Origin of the sequence: Bordetella genomosp. 13 (genome assembly GCF_002119665.1) — a bacterium.
Classification (GTDB): Bacteria; Pseudomonadota; Gammaproteobacteria; order Burkholderiales; family Burkholderiaceae_B; genus Bordetella.
Genome location: NZ_CP021111.1, coordinates 3845096 through 3867427 on the forward strand (window position 1 = coordinate 3845096; position 22332 = coordinate 3867427).

General features: G+C 66.3%; 25 protein-coding genes. 7 read left to right on the forward strand and 18 right to left on the reverse strand.

What is annotated here, in order from left to right; genetic code table 11:
* Positions 1-17: 17 nt before the first annotated feature.
* The 12 genes from nuoK to CAL15_RS17275 all read right to left on the reverse strand — a co-directional run bounded on the left by nuoK (position 18) and on the right by CAL15_RS17275 (position 11018).
* A complete protein-coding gene (gene nuoK, locus CAL15_RS17220) occupies positions 18-326 on the reverse strand; it encodes an NADH-quinone oxidoreductase subunit NuoK (protein ID WP_086079716.1) in 309 nt (102 codons plus the stop codon).
* Positions 323-973: an NADH-quinone oxidoreductase subunit J gene (locus CAL15_RS17225; protein ID WP_086079717.1), complete on the reverse strand. Its 651-nt coding sequence runs from the start codon at positions 971-973 to the stop codon at positions 323-325. The genes nuoK and CAL15_RS17225 overlap by 4 nt, the downstream gene beginning before the upstream one ends.
* 18 nt (positions 974-991) lie before the next feature.
* Complete coding sequence (nuoI, locus tag CAL15_RS17230; protein ID WP_086079718.1) at positions 992-1480, reverse strand: NADH-quinone oxidoreductase subunit NuoI; 489 nt, start codon at positions 1478-1480, stop codon at positions 992-994.
* Positions 1481-1502: 22 nt separating this feature from the next.
* Positions 1503-2576, reverse strand: a complete 1074-nt coding sequence (gene nuoH, locus CAL15_RS17235; RefSeq protein WP_086079719.1) for an NADH-quinone oxidoreductase subunit NuoH — start codon at positions 2574-2576, stop codon at positions 1503-1505.
* Positions 2576-4903: an NADH-quinone oxidoreductase subunit NuoG gene (gene nuoG / locus CAL15_RS17240; protein WP_086079720.1), complete on the reverse strand. Its 2328-nt coding sequence runs from the start codon at positions 4901-4903 to the stop codon at positions 2576-2578. Before nuoG ends, nuoH begins: the two co-directional genes overlap by 1 nt.
* Before the next feature lie 15 nt (positions 4904-4918).
* Positions 4919-6286 (reverse strand): NADH-quinone oxidoreductase subunit NuoF, encoded by a 1368-nt coding sequence (gene nuoF / locus CAL15_RS17245; RefSeq protein WP_086079721.1) that lies wholly within the window; start codon positions 6284-6286, stop codon positions 4919-4921.
* Positions 6283-6771, reverse strand: a complete 489-nt coding sequence (nuoE, locus tag CAL15_RS17250) for an NADH-quinone oxidoreductase subunit NuoE (RefSeq protein ID WP_086079722.1) — start codon at positions 6769-6771, stop codon at positions 6283-6285. Before nuoE ends, nuoF begins: the two co-directional genes overlap by 4 nt.
* Before the next feature lie 48 nt (positions 6772-6819).
* Entirely contained in the window at positions 6820-8076 is a 1257-nt protein-coding gene (locus tag CAL15_RS17255) for an NADH-quinone oxidoreductase subunit D (RefSeq protein WP_086079723.1), read from the reverse strand.
* A 7-nt stretch (positions 8077-8083) separates the two neighbouring features.
* Positions 8084-8713, reverse strand: coding sequence for an NADH-quinone oxidoreductase subunit C (locus tag CAL15_RS17260; RefSeq protein ID WP_086081158.1), 630 nt, complete (start codon positions 8711-8713; stop codon positions 8084-8086).
* A gap of 85 nt (positions 8714-8798) precedes the next feature.
* Positions 8799-9275, reverse strand: coding sequence for a NuoB/complex I 20 kDa subunit family protein (locus CAL15_RS17265; protein WP_066132774.1), 477 nt, complete (start codon positions 9273-9275; stop codon positions 8799-8801).
* Between the two features lie 57 nt (positions 9276-9332).
* Positions 9333-9692, reverse strand: coding sequence for an NADH-quinone oxidoreductase subunit A (locus CAL15_RS17270; protein WP_006217959.1), 360 nt, complete (start codon positions 9690-9692; stop codon positions 9333-9335).
* Positions 9693-9881: 189 nt separating this feature from the next.
* Complete coding sequence (locus tag CAL15_RS17275; RefSeq protein WP_086079724.1) at positions 9882-11018, reverse strand: porin; 1137 nt, start codon at positions 11016-11018, stop codon at positions 9882-9884.
* Positions 11019-11355: 337 nt separating this feature from the next.
* Here CAL15_RS17275 and CAL15_RS17280 point away from each other — a divergent pair, with 337 nt between their 5' ends.
* Genes CAL15_RS17280 through CAL15_RS17290 form a run of 3 tightly spaced genes read left to right on the forward strand, consistent with a single transcriptional unit; the run spans position 11356 to position 12835 of the window.
* Entirely contained in the window at positions 11356-11973 is a 618-nt protein-coding gene (locus CAL15_RS17280) for a TetR/AcrR family transcriptional regulator (protein WP_086081159.1), read from the forward strand.
* Entirely contained in the window at positions 11970-12404 is a 435-nt protein-coding gene (locus CAL15_RS17285; protein ID WP_086079725.1) for a PaaI family thioesterase, read from the forward strand. Before CAL15_RS17280 ends, CAL15_RS17285 begins: the two co-directional genes overlap by 4 nt.
* Positions 12404-12835 carry an NAD(P)-binding domain-containing protein gene (locus tag CAL15_RS17290; RefSeq protein ID WP_086081160.1) on the forward strand — a complete coding sequence of 144 codons (432 nt, stop codon included), beginning with the start codon at positions 12404-12406 and terminating at the stop codon, positions 12833-12835. The genes CAL15_RS17285 and CAL15_RS17290 overlap by 1 nt, the downstream gene beginning before the upstream one ends.
* On the opposite strand, the gene CAL15_RS17295 is transcribed toward CAL15_RS17290, so the two are convergent.
* The 5 genes from CAL15_RS17295 to CAL15_RS17315 form a co-directional block, all read right to left on the reverse strand.
* Entirely contained in the window at positions 12836-13591 is a 756-nt protein-coding gene (locus CAL15_RS17295; protein WP_086079726.1) for a phosphatase PAP2 family protein, read from the reverse strand.
* Between the two features lie 7 nt (positions 13592-13598).
* A complete protein-coding gene (locus tag CAL15_RS17300; RefSeq protein ID WP_086079727.1) occupies positions 13599-14396 on the reverse strand; it encodes a metallophosphoesterase family protein in 798 nt (265 codons plus the stop codon).
* Positions 14393-15382, reverse strand: a complete 990-nt coding sequence (locus CAL15_RS17305) for a diacylglycerol/lipid kinase family protein (RefSeq protein WP_086079728.1) — start codon at positions 15380-15382, stop codon at positions 14393-14395. The genes CAL15_RS17300 and CAL15_RS17305 overlap by 4 nt, the downstream gene beginning before the upstream one ends.
* A gap of 176 nt (positions 15383-15558) precedes the next feature.
* Positions 15559-16038 carry a nuclear transport factor 2 family protein gene (locus CAL15_RS17310; RefSeq protein WP_086079729.1) on the reverse strand — a complete coding sequence of 160 codons (480 nt, stop codon included), beginning with the start codon at positions 16036-16038 and terminating at the stop codon, positions 15559-15561.
* A 33-nt stretch (positions 16039-16071) separates the two neighbouring features.
* Positions 16072-16806, reverse strand: a complete 735-nt coding sequence (locus CAL15_RS17315; RefSeq protein ID WP_332455550.1) for a TetR/AcrR family transcriptional regulator — start codon at positions 16804-16806, stop codon at positions 16072-16074.
* On the opposite strand from CAL15_RS17315, the gene CAL15_RS17320 reads away from it, so the two are divergent.
* The 4 genes from CAL15_RS17320 (at position 16805) to CAL15_RS17335 (ending at position 20787) form a co-directional block, all read left to right on the forward strand.
* Complete coding sequence (locus tag CAL15_RS17320) at positions 16805-17467, forward strand: thiopurine S-methyltransferase (RefSeq protein ID WP_086079731.1); 663 nt, start codon at positions 16805-16807, stop codon at positions 17465-17467. The genes CAL15_RS17315 and CAL15_RS17320 overlap by 2 nt on opposite strands.
* A 271-nt stretch (positions 17468-17738) precedes the next feature.
* A complete protein-coding gene (locus CAL15_RS17325; RefSeq protein WP_157666681.1) occupies positions 17739-18335 on the forward strand; it encodes a transposase in 597 nt (198 codons plus the stop codon).
* A gap of 230 nt (positions 18336-18565) precedes the next feature.
* Positions 18566-19189 carry a cysteine dioxygenase gene (locus tag CAL15_RS17330; RefSeq protein WP_086079733.1) on the forward strand — a complete coding sequence of 208 codons (624 nt, stop codon included), beginning with the start codon at positions 18566-18568 and terminating at the stop codon, positions 19187-19189.
* A complete protein-coding gene (locus tag CAL15_RS17335; RefSeq protein ID WP_086079734.1) occupies positions 19186-20787 on the forward strand; it encodes a rhodanese-related sulfurtransferase in 1602 nt (533 codons plus the stop codon). The genes CAL15_RS17330 and CAL15_RS17335 overlap by 4 nt, the downstream gene beginning before the upstream one ends.
* 96 nt (positions 20788-20883) lie before the next feature.
* Here CAL15_RS17335 and CAL15_RS17340 read toward each other — a convergent pair whose 3' ends face one another.
* Positions 20884-22299, reverse strand: a complete 1416-nt coding sequence (locus CAL15_RS17340; RefSeq protein ID WP_086079735.1) for an FAD-containing oxidoreductase — start codon at positions 22297-22299, stop codon at positions 20884-20886.
* Positions 22300-22332: the final 33 nt, after the last annotated feature.

Genomic DNA, 22332 nt, shown 5'->3' on the forward strand with positions numbered 1-22332 from the left:
ATTCTTCCGATACCCCGTCAGCCCTTCAGGCGATCGAGTTCGTCAACGTTGATCGTGCTCAGGTTGCGGAACAGCAGCACCAGGATCGCCAGGCCGATGGCGGCCTCGGCGGCGGCCACGGTCAGGATGAAGAACACGAACACCTGGCCGGCGGCGTCGCCGTACCACGTGGAAAACGCCACGAAGTTCATGTTGACGGCCAGGAGCATCAGCTCGACGGACATCAGCAGGATGATCAGGTTGCGGCGGTTCAGGAAGATGCCGAAGATGCCGATGGCGAACAGGATCGCCCCCAGGATCAGATAGTGGGCCAGCGTCAGCGTCATTGCTTTTCTCCTTGGGCGGCGGCGTCGGAAGGCGCCGCGGCCTGACCCTGCGCACGGGCGCTCTGGGCCTGCATCTTGACCATGCGGAAGCGATCCTTGGCGCGCACGCGCACGGCGGCGGCGGGATCGTTGTACTTGACGTCGCGGCGGCCGCGCAGCGTCAGCGCGATGGCGGCGATCATGCCGACCAGCAGCAGCGCGGCGCCGACCTCGACCGCGTACACGTATTGCGTGTACATGAGTTCACCCAGCGCGCGGGCGTTGTTGTAGTCCTCGCCCGTGGGGGCCTGGGGCCCGGCGGTGCTCCAGGTGGCGCCCAGCACGAAGGCCATCTCGAGCACCATGATGCCGCCGACCACCAGGCCCAGCGGCAGGTAGGTCTTCAGGCCGCGGCGCAGATGGTCGACGCGGATGTCGAGCATCATCACCACGAACAGGAACAGCACCATCACGGCGCCCACGTAGACCAGCACCAGCAGCAGCGCCAGGAATTCGGCGCCCAGCAGCATCCACAGCATGGCTGCGTTGGCGAAGGCGAGGATCAGGTGCATCACGGCGGTGACCGGGCTGCGCGCGCTGATGACGCGGAATGCAGCCACCACCAGTACGGCGGCCAGGATGTAGAACAGGACAGAAGTGAAAGTCATGGAATCAGGCCCTGTCGGTCAACGGTAAGGCGCGTCTGCGGCCCGGCGTTGGGCGATCTCGGCTTCGTAGCGGTCGCCCACGGCCAGCAGCATGTCCTTGGTGAAGTACAGGTCGCCGCGCTTTTCGCCGTGGTATTCGTGGATGTGGGTTTCCACGATCGAGTCGACCGGACAGCTTTCCTCGCAGAATCCGCAGAAGATGCACTTGGTCAGGTCGATGTCGTAGCGCGTGGTGCGGCGGGTGCCGTCATCGCGCACGTCCGACTCGATGGTGATGGCCAGGGCCGGGCACACGGCTTCGCACAGTTTGCACGCGATGCAGCGCTCTTCCCCGTTGGGGTAGCGGCGCAGCGCATGCAGGCCACGGAAACGCGGCGACGCCGGCGTCTTTTCCATGGGATAGCGCAGGGTGACCTTGCGCTTGAAGAAATATTTGCCCGTCAGGCGCATGCCCTTGATGAGCTCGGACAGCAGCAGGCTGCCGAAAAAATCCTTGATCGCTTCCATAATCCTGCCTCGACCCGGCGCCTCAGCGCCAAATGTTCCAGGGCGTCTGCATCCAGATCGCCACGACGACCAGCCACACGCCGGTCAGCGGGATGAAAATCTTCCAGCCCAGGCGCATGATCTGGTCGTAGCGGTAGCGCGGGAACGACGCGCGGAACCACACGAAGAGCGAGACCACGAAGAAGGTCTTGATGCCCAGCCAGATCCAGCCCGGAATCCACGTCAGCGGCGCGATGTCCAGCGGGGGCATCCAGCCGCCCAGGAACATGATCGCGGCCATGCAGGACAGCAGGATCATGTTGGCGTATTCGCCCAGGAAGAACAGCGCGAACGCCATGCCGGAGTATTCGACCATGTGGCCGGCCACGATTTCCGACTCGCCTTCGACCACGTCGAACGGGTGGCGGTTGGTTTCGGCGACGGCCGAGATGACGTAGATGACGAACAGCGGCAACAGCGGCAGCCAGTTCCAGGACATGAACGACAGGCCGCGCTCGGCGAACCAGCCGCGGTTCTGCCCCAACACGATCTCGCTCATGTTGAGGCTGCCCGATACCAGCAGCACGGTGACCAGCACGAAGCCGATGGCCAGTTCGTACGACACCATCTGCGCCGAGGCGCGCAGCGCGCCCAGAAACGCGTACTTGGAGTTCGACGCCCAGCCGGCCACGATCACGCCGTACACGCCGATGGACGTGATGGCCATGACGTACAGCAGGCCGGCATTGACGTTGGCCAGCACCACTTCGGGACCGAACGGCACCACCGCCCACGCGGCCAGCGCCGGCATCAGCGTGACCACCGGCGCCACCACGAACAGCACCTTGTTGGCCTCGCTGGGCACCACCACTTCTTTGGTAAGCAGCTTGAACACGTCGGCGAACGGCTGCAGCAGGCCCTTGAAGCCGACGCGGGTCGGCCCCAGGCGGACGTGCATCCAGCCGATCATCTTGCGTTCCCAGTACGTGAGATATGCCACGCACAGGATGATGGGCACGGCGATCACGACGATCTTCACGATCGTCCAGACCACCAGCCATGCCGTCGGGCCCAGCAGCGCCGTGCCGTGGCCTTCGAGTACGTTAAGCCAGTCCATCAGGCACGCTCCACGCTGATTTCACCGAATGCGCCGCCCAGGGGGGCGGTCTGTTCCCAGGCCGCGGCGATGCGCACGGCGCGGTCGGCGACCGCGTCGTCCTGCACCGTCTCCAGCTCGGCCGAACCGGCCGGCGTGGACACGCGCACCTTGATGCCGGCCGTCAGGCCCAACTGGGCCAGCGTGCGGCCGTTCATGCGCGCGCCCGGCACGCGCGAGGCCGGAGCGGCCTGCAGCGGTTCGGAACGACGCACGATGGCGTCCGTACGGTAGATGGGCACGTCAGCCAGGCGCTCGAGGCCGGAAAGGGTCTTGCCCAGGCCCGGCGTCGCCTTGATGGCGTTGGACAGACGGCTTTCGAAGCCGCCGGCCAGCACCGTGTCGCGCACGGATTCGGACGTTTCGTCATCGAAGCCCGGCAGTTGCAGCACGTTGCCCAGCACGCGCAGCACCTTCCAGCCCGGACGGGTCTGGCCGTACGGCTGGACCGTGCCCTTGAAGCTTTGTGCGGCGCCCTGCGCGTTGACGTAGGTGCCCGAGGTTTCGGTGAACGGCGCCACCGGCAGCATGACGTCGGCCCAGTCCTGCGCGGCCGAGCGGTAAGGCGTGAGCGCCACCGCGAACTGCGCGGCGCGCAGCGCGGCCAGCGCCTGCGGACCGTTGTCGGCGTCCAGGAGCGGCTCGGCGTGCAGCACCACATAGGCCTTCAGCGGTTCGGCCAGCATGGCCGCGGCCGACTTGCCGCCCTGCCCCGGCACGGCGCCGGCCAGATAGCCGCCGACCGTATTGCCGCCGGCGGTGAGGAAGCCGAACTTGCCGCCCGCCAGGCCGGCCAGCGCGCTGGCGTTGGCCGCCAGCGTGGAGGCTTGCGGCGAGGCCACGGCCAGGTTGCCCAGCAGCACGGCGACGTTGCCGCCCGAAGCGAGGCTGGCCGCGATGAGCTTGGCGTTCTCGCCGGGCACGACCGAAGCGAACTCGGCGGGCACGGATTGTTCCTTGGCTTGCGCCAGCGCCACGGCCACTTCGGCCAGCGCGACCGCCAGACCCGACGGCGCCACGGTGACGCGCGCGGTGACGGGCAGCAGCGGATCGTCGGCGGCGCCGTCGATCAGCGAGATCTGCGTGCCGCGCTTGGCAGCCTGGCGCAGGCGCTGCGCGATGAGCGGATGGTCCTTGCGCAGGAACGAGCCCACCACCAGCACGCGATCCAGGTTGTCGATCTCGGCGATCGGCATGCCCAGCCACGGCGCGCCCGACAGGGCGGCGTCGAAGGCCGGGTCGGTCTGGCGCAGGCGGAAGTCGATGTTCTCGGAGCCCAGGGCGCGCACCAGGCGGCCCAGCAGCGCGTATTCTTCGGTGGTGGCGTACTCGGACGCCAGCGCGCCGATCTGGCCGGCGCCGAAGCCGTCACGCACGCGCGACAGGCCTTGCGCCACGGCCTGCAGCGCGTCGGCCCACGAGGCCTCCTGCCACTTGCCGTCGGCGCCCTTGATCATGGGCGAGGCCAGGCGGTCTTCGCTGTTCAGACCTTCGTACGAGAAGCGGTCGCGATCGCTGATCCAGCATTCGTTTACGGCCTCGTTCTCGAAGGGCACGACGCGCATGACGCGGTCGCCCTTGACCTGCACCACCAGGTTGGCGCCCACGCTGTCGTGCGGGCTGATCGAACGGCGGCGCGCCAGTTCCCAGGTGCGGGCGCTGTAGCGGAACGGCTTGGACGTCAGCGCGCCGACCGGGCAGATGTCGATCATGTTGCCCGACAGCTCGGACTCGATGGCGCGGCCCACGAACGTGGTGATCTCGGAATGCTCGCCGCGGCCCAGCATGCCCAGCTCCATGACGCCGGCGATTTCCTGGCCGAAGCGCACGCAGCGGGTGCAGTGGATGCAGCGCGTCATTTCCTCGGCCGAGACCAGCGGGCCCAGGTCCTTGTGGAACACCACGCGCTTTTCTTCGTGATAGCGCGAAGAAGAGCCGCCGTAGCCCACGGCCAGGTCCTGCAGCTGGCATTCGCCGCCCTGGTCACAGATCGGGCAGTCGAGCGGGTGATTGATCAGCAGGAATTCCATGACCGACTTCTGGGCGGCCTTGGCCTTCTCGGAAGCGGTGTGCACCACCATGCCATTGGTGACGGGCGTGGCGCAGGCCGGCAGCGCCTTGGGCGCCTTCTCGACCTCGACCAGGCACATGCGGCAGTTGGCCGCGATGGACAGCTTCTTGTGGTAGCAGAAATGCGGCACGTAGAGCCCGATCTTCTGGGCCGCATGCATGACCATGCTGCCCTCGGGTACTTCGACCTTGTTGCCGTCGACGGTTAGTTCAACCATTGCTGTTCCTGACGCCTACAGATATTGCGGGACCACACAAGACTTGTGCTCGATGTGGTGCGCGAATTCTTCGCGAAAATGCTTGATGAAACCGCGCACCGGCATGGCCGCGGCATCTCCCAGGGCGCAGATCGTGCGGCCCATGATGTTGCTCGCCACGTTGTCGAGCAGGTCGAGATCTTCTGGGCGGCCATGGCCGTTCTCGATACGGTGCACCATGCGGTACAGCCAGCCGGTGCCTTCGCGGCACGGCGTGCACTGGCCGCAGCTTTCCTCGAAATAGAAGTACGACAGGCGCAGCAGCGACTTGACCATGCAGCGCGTCTCGTCCATGACGATGACCGCGCCCGAGCCCAGCATGGAGCCGGCCTTGGCGATGGAGTCATAGTCCATGGTGCATTCCATCATGATGTCGGCCGGCAGCACCGGGGCGCTGGAGCCGCCGGGGATGACCGCCTTGAGCTTCTTGCCGCCGCGCATGCCGCCCGCCAGTTCGAGCAGCTTGGAGAAAGGCGTGCCCAGCGGAATCTCGTAGTTGCCCGGCCGCTCGACGTCGCCGGTGATCGAGAAGATTTTGGTGCCGCCGTTGTTGGGCTTGCCGATCTCGAGGTAGGCCTGGCCGCCATTGCGGATGATCCAGGGCACCGCCGCGAAGGTCTCGGTGTTGTTGATGGTGGTGGGCTTGCCGTACAGGCCGAAGCTGGCCGGGAACGGCGGCTTGAAGCGCGGCTGCCCCTTCTTGCCTTCGAGCGATTCCAGCAGCGCGGTTTCCTCGCCGCAGATGTAGGCGCCGTAGCCATGGAAGGCATGCAGCTGGAAGCTGAAGTCGGAGCCGAACAGCTTGTCGCCCAGGAAGCCCGCGGCGCGCGCCTCTTCGAGGGCTTCCTCGAAGCGCTGGTAGACCTCGAAGATCTCGCCGTGGATGTAGTTGTAGCCCACGCTGATGCCCATCGCGAAGGCGGCGATGGCCATGCCCTCGATGACGATGTGCGGGTTGAAGCGCAGGATGTCGCGATCCTTGAACGTGCCCGGTTCGCCCTCGTCGGAGTTGCACACCAGGTACTTCTGGCCCGGGAAGGCGCGCGGCATGAAGCTCCACTTCAGGCCGGTGGGAAAGCCCGCGCCGCCACGGCCGCGCAGGCCCGAGGCCTTGACTTCGGCAATGACGTCCTCGGGCTTCATGCCCGTGGTCAGGATCTTGCGCAGGGCTTCGTAGCCGCCGCGCTGGACGTAGTCTTCAAGGCGCCAGTTGCTGCCGTCCAGCCCGTCCAGGATCTGCGGCTGGATGTGCCGGCCGTGCAGGCACATCGACGTGACGAGGTCGTTGGCGGGATTCGGATCGAGGCCTTGCGCCAGGTTCTTGTACAGGTCGGGCGCGTTCATGCCGATTCTCCCTTCAGGGTGTCGATCAGCGCGTCCAGTTTCTGTTCGGTCATGCGCACGCACATATGCTTGTTGTTGACGATCACGACCGGCGAATCGCCGCAGGCGCCCATGCACTCGCCTTCGATCAGCGTGAATCTGCCGTCGGCCGTGGTCTCGCGGTAGTCGACGCCCAGCTTGCGCTTGAGATAGTCGCCGGCACGCTCGCCGTCGCGCAAGGCACAGGGCAAGTTGGTGCAGACGGCGATCTTGTGCGTGCCCACCGGGGCAACGTCGAACATGTTGTAGAAGGTGGCGACTTCCTGCACGGCGATCGGCGGCACGCCGATGTACTTCGCCACGTCTTCGATGATGTCGGTCGGCAGCCAGCCCTTTTCTTCTTGCGCGATGGCAAGCGCGGCCATGATGGCGGACTGCCGCTGGTCGGCCGGGAACTTGGCGAGTTCTCGGTCGATTTTCTGGTAGGCCTGTTCGGAAAGCAGCATGATGGGAATCCGGGTTTTATACGGGCGCTCTGTACTGGCGGCGGACCGTCAGCGATCGATCTCGCCGAAAACGATGTCCTGCGTACCGATGATGGTGACGGCGTCGGCGATCATGTGGCCGCGCGACATTTCATCGAGCGATTGCAGGTGGGCGAAACCGGGCGCGCGGATCTTCAGGCGGTACGGCTTGTTCGCGCCGTCGGCCACCAGGTAGATGCCGAACTCGCCCTTCGGGTGCTCGACCGCGCAGTAGGCCTCGCCAGGAGGCACGTGGAAACCTTCGGTGAAGAGCTTGAAGTGGTGGATCAGCTCTTCCATGTTGGTTTTCATGGCCGTGCGCTTGGGCGGGGCAACCTTGTGGTTGTCGATCATGACCGGGCCGGGATTGTTGCGCAGCCACTCGATGCACTGGCGGATGATGCGGTTGCTTTCGCGCAGCTCGGCCACGCGCACCAGGTAGCGGTCGTAGCAGTCGCCGTTCACGCCGACCGGCACGTCGAAATCGACCAGGTCGTAGACCTCGTAGGGCTGCGTCTTGCGCAGGTCCCAGGCCACGCCCGAACCACGCAGCATGGGGCCCGTGAAACCCAGCGCCTTGGCGCGCTCGGGATCGACCACGCCGATGCCGACCAGGCGCTGCTTCCAGATACGATTGTCGGTGAGCAGGGTTTCGTACTCGTCGACGCAGGCCGGGAAGCGGTTGGTGAAGTCTTCGATGAAGTCGAGCAGCGAGCCCGAGCGGGCCGCGTTGATGGCCTTGATTTCCTTGTCGCTGCGGTACTTGTTGTCACCCTGGAACTGCGGCATGGAATCCGGCAGGTCGCGGTAGACGCCGCCCGGCCGATAGTAGGCCGCGTGCATGCGCGCCCCCGACACCGCCTCGTAGCAGTCCATCAGGTCTTCACGTTCGCGGAAGGCGTACAGGAAGACGGCCATGGCGCCGACGTCCAGCGCATGCGAACCCAGCGACATCAGGTGGTTCAGGATGCGCGTGATCTCGTCGAACATCACGCGGATGTACTGCGCGCGCAGCGGCGGCTCGATGCCCAGCAGCTTCTCGATGGCCATGACGTACGCGTGCTCGTTGCACATCATCGAGACGTAGTCCAGGCGGTCCATGTAGGGCAGCGCCTGGATGAAGGTCTTGTGCTCGGCCAGCTTTTCGGTGGCGCGGTGCAAAAGCCCGATGTGCGGGTCGGCGCGCTGGATGACCTCGCCGTCCAGTTCGAGCACCAGGCGCAGCACGCCGTGCGCGGCCGGGTGCTGCGGACCGAAGTTGAGGGTGTAGTTCTTGATTTCTGCCATGATGTTTTCAGCGCCCCATGCCGTAGGAGTCTTCGCGCACCACGCGCGGATTGATCTCGCGCGGCTCGATGGTGACGGGCTGGTAGATGACGCGCTTCTGCTCGGGGTCGTAGCGCATCTCGACGGTGCCGGTCAGCGGGAAGTCCTTGCGGAACGGATGGCCGATGAAGCCGTAGTCGGTGAGAATGCGGCGCAGGTCGGGGTGACCTTCGAAGATGATGCCGTACAGGTCGAACGCTTCGCGCTCGTACCAGTTGACGCCGGGCCAGCACTCGAGCAGCGAGGCCACCATGGGGAACTCGTCATCGGGCGCGAACGTGCGCACCCGCAGGCGCCAGTTGTGCTCGATGGACAGCAGGTGCAGCACCACGGCGTAGCGGCCGCGCTGCACGCCGCCCGACTGGCCTGAGCGCACGACGCGCGTGCCGTTGCCCCAGGTCAGGTAGTCGACGCCGCAAAGGTCGACGCAGCTTTCGAAGCGCAGGCCCGGGTCGGTGCGCAGCTTGGTGCAGGCGGCGAACCATTGTTCGGCAGGCACTTCGAGCGTGAGTTCGCCCAGCGCCTCGCTCAGGGCGACTTCCTGGCCGAACGCGGCCTGCAAATGGGTTTTCAGGGTTTCGAGCCTGGTCATCATCATGTACGCATAGATAAACCGATACACAGCTTCGCCGCCGGTTCGTGAGAACGGCGACAACCGCCTGACACTACGGAGCGCGCAGGGACTAGCGCGCGATGGTGTTGGTCAGGCGGATCTTGTTCTGCATCTGCAGTAATCCGTAGACCAGGGCCTCGGCCGTGGGCGGGCAGCCCGGCACGTAGACGTCGACCGGCACGATGCGATCGCAGCCGCGCACCACCGAATACGAGTAGTGGTAATAGCCGCCGCCATTGGCACAGGAGCCCATGGAAACGACCCAGCGCGGTTCGGGCATCTGGTCGTAGACCTTGCGCAGCGCGGGCGCCATCTTGTTGCACAGCGTGCCGGCCACGATCATCAGGTCGGATTGGCGCGGGCTGGGGCGGAAGATGATGCCGAACTGGTCCAGGTCGTAGCGCGCCGCGCCGGCGTGCATCATTTCGACCGCGCAACAGGCCAGGCCGAAAGTCATGGGCCACATCGAGCCGGTCTTGGCCCAGTTGATGAACTTGTCGGCGCTGGTGGTGATGAAGCCTTGCTTGAGAATGCCGTCTATAGCCATATTCGTTCCTGATAGCGTGCCTGCGGGAGGTGGCGGGATGCCCGCCGGGTCAACCCCTTACTCCCAGTCGAGCGCGCCCTTTTTCCATTCGTAGATGAAGCCCACCGTCAGCACGGCCAGGAAAACCATGACGGTCCAGAAACCGACCAGGCCCACGGTGCCCTGGGCGATGGCCCAGGGGAACAAGAAGGCGATTTCCAGGTCGAACAGGATGAAGAGGATGGCGACGAGGTAGTAGCGCACGTCGAACTTCATCCGGGCGTCTTCGAAGGCCTCGAAGCCGCACTCGTAAGGCGAGAGCTTTTCGGCATACGGACGCCGCGGCCCTAGCAGAGAGCCCGCCGTCAACAGGGCAAACCCGATCAGGGTAGCCACTACGATGAACAGCAGGACGGGAAAGTACTGTTGCAGGTTCATGATGCGTCCGTCAAATGCGCAAACCTTCAGATTGTAGCATTCGCACGGTTACTTACGGCTGAACCCACTTACTAGGAAGCACTGTTCCATTCATGGAAAAAGCCACCCATTGGGTGGCTTTTTTGACGAACGGGCGGGAAGCCCGTTCATGCCATGCGTATCGAGGCAGGGCTTGCGCCCCGCGCACGATTAGAAGCGGTGGCGGATACCGACGCCGGCAGCGGTGCTCTTGGCGTCGTCGATGAACAGAGCGTTCTTGGCGTACGAACCGTACAGGTACAGGTTGGTGCGCTTCGACAGGTCGTAGGTGGCGCCCAGGCTGAACACGTTGCTGGTTTCGTCGCCGCCGGTCAGGTTGTCGTTCTTGGGATCGATCATCTGCCACGAACCGAACAGGCTGGTAGCGCCGCCCAGCGGGGCGGTCAGACCGACCATGTACGAGTTGGCGCGGAAGCCGTCAGCGAAGCTGTAGGTCGGGTACGAAGCCGTCACGGTGCTGCCGTTGGGCAGGGTGTAGGACGGCACGCCACCGGTCGGGGCGCCAGGACCTTGGCCGGCGAACCAGCCGTCTTCGGTGCGGGCGTAGGCCAGAGCCAGCTTCACGACCTCGAAGTCGTAGGCGGCGCCGATCGTGTACTGACGGGGCGTCGCGTCGTCGTCGTCAGCCGGGTTCAGCTGGTCGAAGGCCAGAGCGACTTGCAGCGGGCCGTTGACGTAGCGAGCACCAGCGGTGATGCCGCGGACGTTGTCGGCCGTGGCGAAGTTGCCCGAACCGCTGACGTTGAACGAGTAGCCAACACCCAGTTGGAAGCCGCTGAACGACGGGGTTTGGTACATGACCATGTTGTCGTAGCGGTTGGTGTTGGCAGCGCTGAAGGCGTGGCCGATGTTGGCTTGGGCGAAGCCGGCGCCGAACGGGTCGATCGAGCCGAAGTACTTCGACGCGATGTTGGTTTGACGACCGAAGTCCAGTTGGCCCCAGCTGTTGCTGGCCAGACCGACGGTGGCTTGACGACCGAACAGGCGGCCGCCTTGAGCCGAGTTACCGGTGCTCGAGTCGAAGCCCGATTCCAGTTGGAAGACAGCGCGCAGGCCGTCACCCAGATCTTCGGAACCGCGCAGACCCCAGCGCGAACCGTTCTGCACGCCGTTGATCATACCGATGCGGCTGTGGTCGTAGCCGGCGAAGCCATCACCCGACGGCAGGTCCAGCTGGTTGTAGCCGATGCCGGTGTCGATGATGCCGTACAGGGTCACCGAGGTTTCTGCCTGGGCGGCGCCAGCGAAGCCGGCGAGCAGGGCGGCAGCGAGCAGAGTCTTTTTCATTTAAGAAATCTCCGTTGATTTGAGTGACAAGAGCAGCAACGCAGCAATCAAGCCTGCCGCCCCCCTAACTCCGCGAAGGGAAGTTGTCGCTATTGCATCAAAAATTGGCAGGGCTGGCTACGTTCACGGCCAGAAAAGACGCGGTTTCCGGCACTCGTGTTGGAAAGCTGCAACATAGCGCTCCGCACGCCTGAGGACAGGCTTAAACCGCGGGGACAGACGCGGCGACGGCATCGCCCGCGCGCTTGGCGACCCAGGGCAATGTAACAACGCGATGCGACAAGCACCGGCGCACATAACGTTGTTATTTTCAGATATCGGCGATACATTCATGTCCATGACCGACCTGCCCGCTCCGACGCGATCCGACCGTTTGATCGCGCTGCGTCGCCAGATCATTCTGGACGCCGCGCAGCGCGCGTTCGCCCGCGACGGACTCGAGTCCACCACCATGCGGGCCATCGCCAAGGAGGCGGGATGCACCACCGGCGCCATTTATCCGTGGTTTTCGGGCAAGGAAGCCATCTACGCCGCGCTGCTGCGCGAGTCGCTGGACCGCCTGCACCTGCACCTGACGCACGAGTTGCAGGCCGCGCCGCCGGGGCGCGCCGCACGCCGCGTGATCCAGGCGTTCTTCGACTATTACGCCGGGCGGCCGACCGAGCTGTCGCTGGGCATGTACCTGTTCAAGGGCCTTGCCCCGCAGGGGCTGGGACGCGATACGGACGACGAACTCAACGCGCGGCTGCGCGCCTGCGTGGATCAACTGGGCGCCGGGCTCCTGGCCGACGGCCGGGGCGATGCGCGGTCCGCGCGGATCGAGCAGATGAATGTGTTCACCTATCTGATGGGCCTGCTGCTGTTGTTCCACACGCGGCGGCTCAAGTCGCTGGGCCAGCACGCCCAGCCCCTGCTGGACAGTTTCTGCGACACCCTGGAGCACCGCCAGCCATGATTCCGGACGCCGACTCGCCACCCGCCCGCATCAGCGTGGCCGACTTCCACCGCCTGCTGCGCGAGCAGCATCCCTTTGCACAATTGCTGGGCATCGAGATCACTGCCATTGGGCACGGCACGGCGCACGCGGTGCTGCCGGCCAGCGATGGACACCAGCGGCTGGGCGGCATCGTCGCCGGCCCGATGCTCATGGGATTGGCAGACCTTGCCCTGTATGCGGCCGTCGTGGGCGCGACCGGACAGGCCGAGGCCGTCACCGCGAGCCTCACCATCAACTTCCTGCGCAAGAGTCCGCCCGCCGCCGTGCATGCCGAGGCGCGGCTGCTGAAGGCGGGCAGGCTGTCGGCGGGCGAAGTGCTGTTGTATGCCGGACAGGGTGGCGAGCCCGTGGCTCACGTCGTCAGCACCTGGTCGGTACCACGGCCATGATTCCGGCGCGCATAGGCATCATCGGAATGGACGAGCCCGGCCAGCGGGCCGCGCGCCAGCTGCTGGCCGCGCAGCCCGACGTGGTGCTTACCGTGTACGACCGGCTGGACAGCCGGTGCGAGCCGTTCCGCGGCCAGGCCACGCTGGCCGCGACGGCCGACGAGGTCTTGCGCGAATCGGACGCCGTCGTGCTGGCGCTGCCGAACGAGCACGAGGTCGACCGGGCGCTCGAGCGCTACAGCGACGGCTGCGTCGCAGCCGCGGTGGCAGGCAAGCTGATCGTGGACCTGAGCCCGTTGCCCGAGTCGCGCGCCCGCGCGCTGGCCCTTGCGGTGGAAGCCGCGGGCGGCCGCTATGCGCGCCGCGACCGAGCCGCCGCGCACGACGATCCGGCAATGGAGGCCGGGCTGATCCGCATCCTGCGGGAATGATCAGCCTTGCGCGGGCCGGGGCGCGCGCCGCTCGATGACGGCCACGCACAAGGCCAGCCACAGGGCCGTGATGGCGAAGCCGGCCGCCACGTCGCTGGCGAAGTGCACCTGCAGCAGCACGCGACTGACCCCGATGGCGACGATCAGCGCAGCGGCGCCGGCCACGCAGGCGGGCCTCCACGGCTGCGGCAGCACGCGCAGCAACAGATAGCAGGCCATGCCATACACCGCCATCGAGGCCGACGCATGCCCGCTGGGAAAACTCCAGCCCGACACGATCGCATAGTCATGCCCGTACTCGGGCCGCAGACGCTGGAACGTGCGCTTGAGGAACATGTTCATCAGGCCGCCTCCTGCGGTGGCCGCGGCGCAGCCCGCTGCAAGCACCCAGCGTCGCCGTGCCAGCAGCAGCACCGTCATGGCCACCGCCACGACGGTCAGGAAATCACGATCCCCCAGATGGGTGAACCAGCCCATCGCCCATAGCAGCCGCGGCGCAACCGTCTGGCCGAGATGTCTGGCCAGGGCCATGTCGAAGGCCACCAGGCCGCCCTCGCCGCCCACGGCCAGGGCAGAAACGATGAAGACCAACGCCGCCATGGCGGCAAGACTGGCATACAGCGCCGCGCGACGCCTGCCCGCTGGCAGGCGCGCGGCCAAGCCCCACAGGGCAGCGGAGGCCGCCGCCCCCGCCGCGGGCAGCAACAGGAACAGGGTCAAGGGATGATCTGCGATCCACGCGGCGGTCTGTTCCATGTCCCGACTACCAAAGCGGCGTGGAATGGATGCGCGTGAAGGCGCCTTGCCTTACCTGGAAATCCCAGCGCTCCAGTTCGCAGTGGGACGCGCCATCTGCCATTTCATGGCAGATGAGATTGACCGAGTTCGGCACATTGCCGCGCACGCGGTAGGACACGGCCGTGCCGGCCTGCACCGCCCAGGCGCGCCGTCCCGCCTCGCCTTCGCTGCCATGCAAGGGGACGACGTAAGGCAGGTGGATATGCCCGCCCAGGACGAGGTCGACGCCGGCGTCGACCCAGGCCGGAACGGCCAGTTCGCGGCCTCCGACCAGATTGCTTACGTCGGTGGGCTCGATGGCCCGCACAGGGTGATGCAGCATGACGATCTTCAATTGTCCTGGACGCCCCGCGCGCAGTCGCTGCGCCACGCGTTGCACCTGCGCGGGCGAGACCTCGCCGTCGACGCGATACTTCGGTCGCGTGCTGTTCACGCCGATGGCCAGCAGGCGGTCGTCTTCATAGACGGGCTCGAGCACGGGCCCCAGCGCGCGGCGGTAGTTGCCATACGGATCCAGCAGGCGCGCGAGCACGTTGTACATAGGGATGTCGTGATTGCCGGGCACCACCAGCACCGGCAGCTGCAGCGCCTCGATGAAGCTGCGCGCCGCCGAGAACTGGCCGCGGCGGGCGCGCTGCGTGATGTCGCCGCCAAGCAGCACCACGTCCGGCTTCTGCTCGGCCGCCAGCGCCAGCAGGGCCCTCACCACCACAGGCACCTCGGTGCCGAAATGCGTATCGGAGATATGCAGCACCCGCGTCATGCCGCCTCCACGCGATGCTCCTCGGCGGGAACCAGCAGCATCAGCGCCTGGGGCGACACGCGGAACTCGAGCGGCGCGCGCATCCAGCAGACCTCGCCGTCCATGGCCACCTTGATGTCGTGGCGGCGCAGGCGGCGGCCCAGTTGCACGGTCATGCGCTCGAAGGGAAAGCTGATGACGTTCTCGGCCTCGCCCAGCCGGCTGAGCAGGCCGCGCAGCAACAAGCCATACAGCGCCAGCGTCCCGACCGGCCGTGGCGTCATGGCGACCAGCTTGCCGCGTTCGATGTCGTCCGCCTCGGGGATGCCGATCTGGCGCAGCTGCAGAGCGTTGTTTCCGACCACCAGCGTGGGCGTACGCATGACGCGCTGCACTTCGGCGCTGTCGAGCTGGATGGCCAGGCGGCGATGGCCCCGGCGCAGCAGGGTGACGATGCACGACCACAAGGCCACCAGGCGGCTGCGGCCATACCGCCGCTTGTAGGCTTCGCGGTCTTCGAGCAGCTGCGGGTACAGCCCCAGGCTGGCGTTGACCAGGAAAATGCGATTGTTCAGCATGCCGACCTGCACCGGCTCGACATGGGCATTCAGCAGGCCGCGCGTGGCGATCTCGGTATCTTGCGGTATGCCGTAGGCACGGCCGAAGTAATTGAACGTGCCCTGGGGCACGATGCCGAATGGGACGCCGCTGCCCAGCACGGCCTGTGCGACCGCATTGAGCGTGCCGTCGCCGCCGCAGGCCACGACCACCCCGCCCCGCTGACGCGCCGTCTCGACCGCGCGGCGCGCCACGGCGGCCAGCTTGCGGCCATCGTCCACGGCAATGAGCTCGTAGGTTCTGCCTGCTTCGTCCAGCACGCGCCGTATGGTCGAGCGTATGACCTCGGCGTCGCGGCTGCCCGAGCCCTGGTTCCACACGATGAATAACGGCTCTCGGCCGGTAAGCGGGGCCGAGCCCCGGGCATGGCCCTGCGGATCGGGAGTCATGCAGGCAAGATACCGAAGCCGCCCCGATGCCGCAAGGCGGCCGGTTGTATAGAACCTGTGTGGGTTGAAACGGCGGCGACCAGATGTAAAAGCCCGCCGCCGCGCGGCTGCGTCCGTACGATCGGAGAGCGGACCGCGGTTATGGCGCTGCTAGCCGCGCGGCTCGCCCGCCCGCTTCACAGCCCCAATTCGGACAACCCGGGATGGTCGTCGGGACGCCGGCCCAGCGGCCAACGGAACTTGCGCTCGGACTCCTGGATGGGCTTGTCGTTGATGCACGCATAGCGGTTGATCATCAAGCCGTCAGGTCCGAATTCCCAATTCTCGTTGCCGTAGGAGCGGAACCAGTTGCCGGAATCATCGTGCCACTCATAGGCGTAGCGCACGGCGATGCGATTCTCCGTGTAGGCCCACAGTTCTTTGATCAGCCGATAGTCCAGTTCCCTGGCCCATTTGCGCTCGAGGAATGCCCGGGCTTCGTCGCGGTTGCGCACGAATTCGGCGCGGTTGCGCCACTGCGTATCCACCGTATAGGCCATCGAGACCTTGGCGGGATCGCGACTGTTCCAACCGTCTTCGGCGAGACGGACCTTCTGGATCGCCGTTTCGCGCGTGAACGGCGGAAGCGGCGGGCGAACTTCGTTTGACTCGGACATGGCAAGGCTCCTGGATGGGCGCGGAGGGATCTGTCAGCGGGCCGCGCCGCGCAGCAGTACCTGCGCGGCGCGGCCCGCACTGGCGGCGGCGGTCGGATCGCCCATCACCAGCGCGACCGCGATCGCGCCGTCGATGAGCACCAACAGCTGACGCGCAGTGTCGTCGGGGTCGCTCAACGAGCAGGCGCCCGTCAAATGACGCAGGTAGTCGTACAGGCGCTCCTTGTGCAACCGGGACACCGCTCGTACCGGGTGCCCGGCATCTCCGATCTCGCCGGCCGCGTTGATGAAGGCGCAGCCATGGAAGTCCGGCGACTCGAACCAGCGCTGCAGCGCCGGGAACACCGACAGCAGCCGTTCGACCGGCGTAGCTGCCGCGGAACTCTCGTCGATGAGCCATTGCATCCAGCGTTCGTCGCGCCGCAGCAGCGCCGCGGCCACCAGGTCATCCTTGTTCGCGTAGTGGCGGTAGATGCTCTTGCGCGCCACCCCGGAGGTCTTGACGATGGCGTCCATGCCGGTGGCGTGTATGCCGTCGGCGTAGACGAGCCGTTCGGTGGCGTCGAGCAGGCGCGCCTGAAGCTCCGAAACTGATGCGTGCGAATTCATGGCGCCAGGAGAATAGTCGTTCTCTGCATGGATGGCGCATGGTAGAACGATCATTCTCTTTACGTCAAGCAGCGGCTGCAATGCGGCGTGACGGTGCCTACAATGGCCGGCATCGAACCAGGCCGGCACGGCCTCACCTCCAACGACAAGGAACGGCATGGAAGCGGAATTCTGGCTGGAACGCTGGCGCGATGGGCGCACCAATTTTCATCAAACGCGGGTGACGCCGCCGCTGGAACGCTATTGGCCCATGCTGCAACTGCCGCGCGGCAGCCGTGTCCTGGTGCCGTTGTGCGGCAAGACGCTGGACATGCGCTGGCTTGCCGACCAGGGGCTGCGCGTGCTGGGCGTGGAATTGGCTCCACTTGCCGTCGAGCAGTTCTTCCAGGAACAGGGATTGCAGCCCACTGTGCAAACGTCGGCCATGGGCCAGCATTATGTCGCCGGCGACATAGAAATCATCTGCGGCGACATCTTCGCGCTGGACGCCGAGACGCTGGCAACATGCCGCGGCGTATTCGACCGAGCAGCCCTGATCGCGCTGCCGCCTGAAATGCGCGGGCCGTATGTACAGCACGTCTACGGGCAATTGCCCGACGACTATCAAGGACTACTGATCACGCTGGATTATCAGCAGGCGCAGATGGACGGCCCGCCGTTCTCCGTGGCCGACCCGGAAGTGCAGGCGCTATATGGCCCGCACAGCGTGGCGGAACAGATCTACCGCCGGGATACGCTGGACAAGGAGCCCAAGTTCGCCGAGCGCGGCATGACGCGGCTGGAAACGCTGGTGTATCGGCTGCGGCGCAAGACAGGCTGAGCGTATTCCGTGGCGGGCAGTACGACAAACGAAGGCTGAAAGGTGGAAGACATGCACGGTAATAAAAATGCCGATGAAATTTCATTTAACAGTTTCGGAAATCTCGAATAAATTCCCACTGTTCCCCGGGCATTCTGTTTTACCTGTCCGCCCAGGTACGTCGCCGTAGTCAAGGATGCCCATGCCTGCCCACCACGATCAGCGAGAATCCGCCACGCGGTATACCCGGCAGGGAACACCCTTCACGGCGCCCCCCGTTCGGCACGTGAAAATGAGCGAGTTTTATGCAAAATTCGCGTCATATATCGCCGACGCCGAGATAGCCCCCGTCTGCGTGTGGCGATATAAATCGCCTGTCGTGTGGCTGGTCAGCCATGCCACCTGGGCGCGCCATCCGAAAATCGAGCAGTTCCTGCCCGTCTCCCATCCCTTGTCCAACCTGCGCGATCCGGTCAATGCGAAATTGCAGCTCGCCGAGGACCGTCTCGAAGCCGCCATGCGGACAAGCCGCATGCGCGTCCCCGCCGAACCGCTGGTACGCGCGCTGCTGATTCGCGTTTTATATTCGGTGCCCTCGGACGAGGCCTTGCACGAGGTGATCGACTACAACCTGCTGTACCGGTGGTTCGTAGGTTTCGACTTGAATCATCCTCTCTGGCCGCGCGACCTCATGTCGGAGACTTTCGCACTGCTGTTGGCCCAACGGGATATCGTGGAGATCCTCGCGGAGTTGGTTTCACTGGCCGCGTCGCTTGCCAACGCCACTTCCGCGACATCGGACTTCCATATCGATCTGGCGCTGCTGGAAACCTGGCGCGCCCGCGTCCGGCAACGGGACACAACCCCGGATACGTCGCTGATGCCATAACCGGCCAGCCGGCTCATCCAACCCCAACGCCCCCCTTGTGGTCGACGCCTGGCCGCTCAACTCGTCGTCACACCGATATCGATATAACGACGGTTCACTCGTCATGCTCTGGCCCATGGCATAGCATCGAACCACCGTGACGCAACCGCGGAAAGCGCTGCGGGCCGGCGCATCTGGAATAATGCTTCGGCCGCCAGCATCGAACAAACACGACACCGGACGAGACGACCATGAGCACGACTTCCCCCTCTTTTGCCAGAGGCATCGCGCCCCTGCGTGAATTCGTCGTCGACTTCGCCGGGCTGCTGGCACGCGGGCCCGACGAACCCGCCATCCTGCGCGACGGCGGCGTGCTGCTGGGCCGCCTGGTCGCGCGCGACGACTGGCTGCCGGATGCCTACGCGCAGCCGGATCCCACGTATTACCGCCAATATCTGCTGCACGCCGACTCGGCGCAGCGCTTCTCGGTGGTCAGCTTCGTGTGGGGTCCCGGCCAGCAGACTCCGGTGCACGACCATACCGTCTGGGGCCTGATCGGCATGTTGCGTGGCGCGGAATACTCGCAGCCCTACCGGCTGGACGCGCACGGTCGTCCCGAGCCGGACGGCCCCGAAATCCGCCTGGCACCCGGTGACGTCGAACCCGTGTCGCCGACCGTGGGCGACATACACCGCGTGCGCAATGCGCACGACGACCGCGTCTCCATCAGCATCCACGTCTACGGCGCCAACATCGGCGCCGTGCGCCGCTCCGTCTTCGGGCCGGACGGCGAGCGCAAGCCTTTCATCTCCGGCTATTCCAACGCCGCCCTGCCCAACATCTGGGACCTGTCGAAAGAACCGCAAACCCCATGACCGCCAACGCTCAATCCGCCCTCACCTTCGACGACGTGCGCACCGCCCTGCTTCAGGGCCGCGAGATCGCGCTGATCGACGTGCGCGAAGAAGACCCCTTTGCGCAGGCCCATCCGCTGTGGGCCGCCAACTTCCCGCTGTCGCGACTCGAGCTCGACGCATGGGAACGCATTCCCAGACGCGACACGCTGACCGTGGTCTACGGCCACGACGACTCGGGCGACCTGGCGCCGCGCGCCATCACGGTATTGCGCTCGCTGGGCTATACCGACGTGCATGCGCTCGAAGGCGGACTGGAAGGCTGGCGCGCCGCCGGCGGCGAGCTGTTCCGCGACGTGAACGTGCCCAGCAAGGCCTTCGGCGAACTCGTGGAGGCCGAACGCCACACGCCCTCGCTCAGCGCGCAAGAGGTCAAGCAGCTGATCGACGAGGGAGCCGATGCCGTCATCGTGGACGCGCGCCGCTTCGACGAATACCACACGATGAGCATCCCCACCGCCACCAGCGTGCCGGGCGCCGAACTGGTGCTGCGCATCCGCGAACTGGCGCCCGATGCCGCCACGCGCGTCATCGTCAACTGCGCCGGCCGCACACGCAGCATCATCGGCACGCAGTCGCTGGTGAACGCGGGCATACCCAACCCCGTGGCCGCCCTGCGCAACGGCACCATAGGCTGGACGCTGGCGGGCCAGCAGCTGGACCGCGGCGCCGGCCGGCGCCATCCCGACGCGCGTCCCGAGACGCGCGCCACGGCGCAGGCGGATGCGCGCCGCGTGGCGGATCGTGCCGGCGTGCGCCGCATCTCGCTGGACGACATCGGCAGCCTGCAGGAGCCGGGCCGCACGCTGTATCGCTACGACGTGCGCACGCCTGATGAATACCTGGCCGGCCACCTGCCCGGTTTCGCATCCGCGCCGGGCGGCCAGTTGGTGCAGGAGACCGACCACAACGCGCCCGTGCGCGGCGCCCGGCTGGTGTTGGCGGACGACGACGGCGTGCGCGCTTCGATGAGCGCCTCGTGGCTGGCGCAGATGGGCTGGGAAGTCTATGTGCTCGACCCCATTCCGGACGCCAGCCGCTACGTGCCCGGTCCGTGGAAGCGTGCGCAGCCGGAGCCCCCGGAGGTGCGGACCGTCGATGCTGCCGCACTGGCCGGCTGGCTGGCCGAAGGTCCGCAGGACACGCAGGTGCTCGACTTCACGACGGGCGTGAACTACGTGAAGGCCCACATCCCCGGCGCATGGTTCGCGCTGCGCGCGCAGCTGGCGCAGGCGCTGCAGGCCGTGCAGCCGCGTCCGCGCCGCTACGTGTTCACCTGCGGATCGAGCCTGCTGGCGCGTTTCGCCGCGCGAGACGCCGCCGCGCTCACCGACATTCCGGTGTACGTGCTGGAAGGCGGCAATGCCGCCTGGATCGCCGCTGGGCGCCCCACCGAAAGCGGCGAAACGCGCCTGGCCTCGCCGCGCATCGATCGCTACCGCCGTCCATACGAAGGCACGGACGCGCCGCGCGAAGCGATGCAGGGCTACCTGGACTGGGAATTCGGCCTGGTGGAACAACTGGGCCGCGACGGCACGCACGGCTTCCGGGTGATCTGACAAAAGCCGCGGCGGCCCGCGCTGCGACTGGCGCAGCGGGCCGCCCTGCAGGCTACGCCGCGCCGACCTGCCGCAGACAGCTGCGCGCAGGCCGCATCATTCCGGATCCGACAACTCCCCCAGCAGCGTGGGCACCAGCTCCGACACCGTGGGATGAATGGCCATGGTCTGCTGCAGGCGCCTGTACGACCCGCCCGCCGCCATGGCGGCGAGCACCTGGTGCACGGCCTCGTCGCCGCCCGGCCCCAGGATGGCGGCGCCCAGTATTTCCTCCGTCTCGGCGTCGACGACGATGCGCATCGACCCCTGGGTCTCGCCCTTCTCGATGGCGCGCGCCACTCGCGTCATGGGCCGCACGCCCACGCGCACCCTGCAGCCGGCCGCCCGCGCCTGGGCAACGGTCATGCCCACTCGACCCAGCGGCGGATCGATGTACAGCGCGTAGGCGGGGATGCGATCGCGCAGCGAGCGCGACGCCCCATCCAGCAGGTTCGCCGCGACGATCTCGAAATCGTTGTACGAGGTGTGCGTGAAGGCGCCGCGGCCATTGCAGTCCCCCAGCGCCCACACCCCCTCTACATTGGTGCGCAGCTCGTCGTCCACCGTGATGTAGCCCACCTTGTCGGTGGCGATGCCCGCACGGTCCAGGCTTAGATCATCGGTGTTGGGCCGGCGACCCGTGGCCACCAATACATGACTGCCCGATATCTCGCGCGACAGTCCATCGGCGGCGCCGACGCGCACCGCCACACCATCGGCATGGGGCAGCAACTGCATGTCGCGCGCGTCCAGTTCCACCACAATGCCCTCGGCCTCGAGGATCGACCGTATCTGGTCGGACACCTCCGCGTCTTCGCGGCCGACCAGCCTCGAGCCCCTCTCGATCACCGTCACGGCGGCGCCGAAGCGGCGATAGATCTGCGCAAACTCCAATCCCACATAACTGCCGCCGATCACGACCAGGTGGCGCGGCACCTCGTGCAGCGACAGCATGTCCGAACTCGTCAGGCAGGGCAGGTCCTTCGCGGCGAGGCTGTCCGGCACCACGGCCCGGGCGCCCACGTTGATGAAGATCCGGTCGGCACTGAGCAGTCGGTCGTCCACCCGCACCTGCCGCGGCCCTTCGAAGCGGGCATGGCCGCGGATCAAGGTGCAGTTCTCCATGCCCTGCAGCCATTCCTCCAGGCCCGAACGGCTGTTCTGCACGATCTGATGGACCCGTCGGCACACGGCCCGCAGGTCCACGCGCGGCGGCACGGGCAGCTCCAAGCCATATTCTGCTGCGCGCGCGGCCTGCCGCGCGACGTAGGCGCTGGCCACCATGGCCTTGGTAGGCGTGCATCCCACGTTGACGCAGGTGCCGCCAACCAGCTTGCGCTCGATCACCGCCACTTTCATGCCGGCCTGTGCCAGCCGGCCGGCCAGGGCCGGCGAGGCCTGGCCCGTGCCGATGATGATGGCGTCGTAGGCCTGGGACGCGGTTGCGCGCGAGGATTGATCTGAGCCGTTCATCGTCTGCCCTTCCCTGCCGTGGCGTGCCGGAAA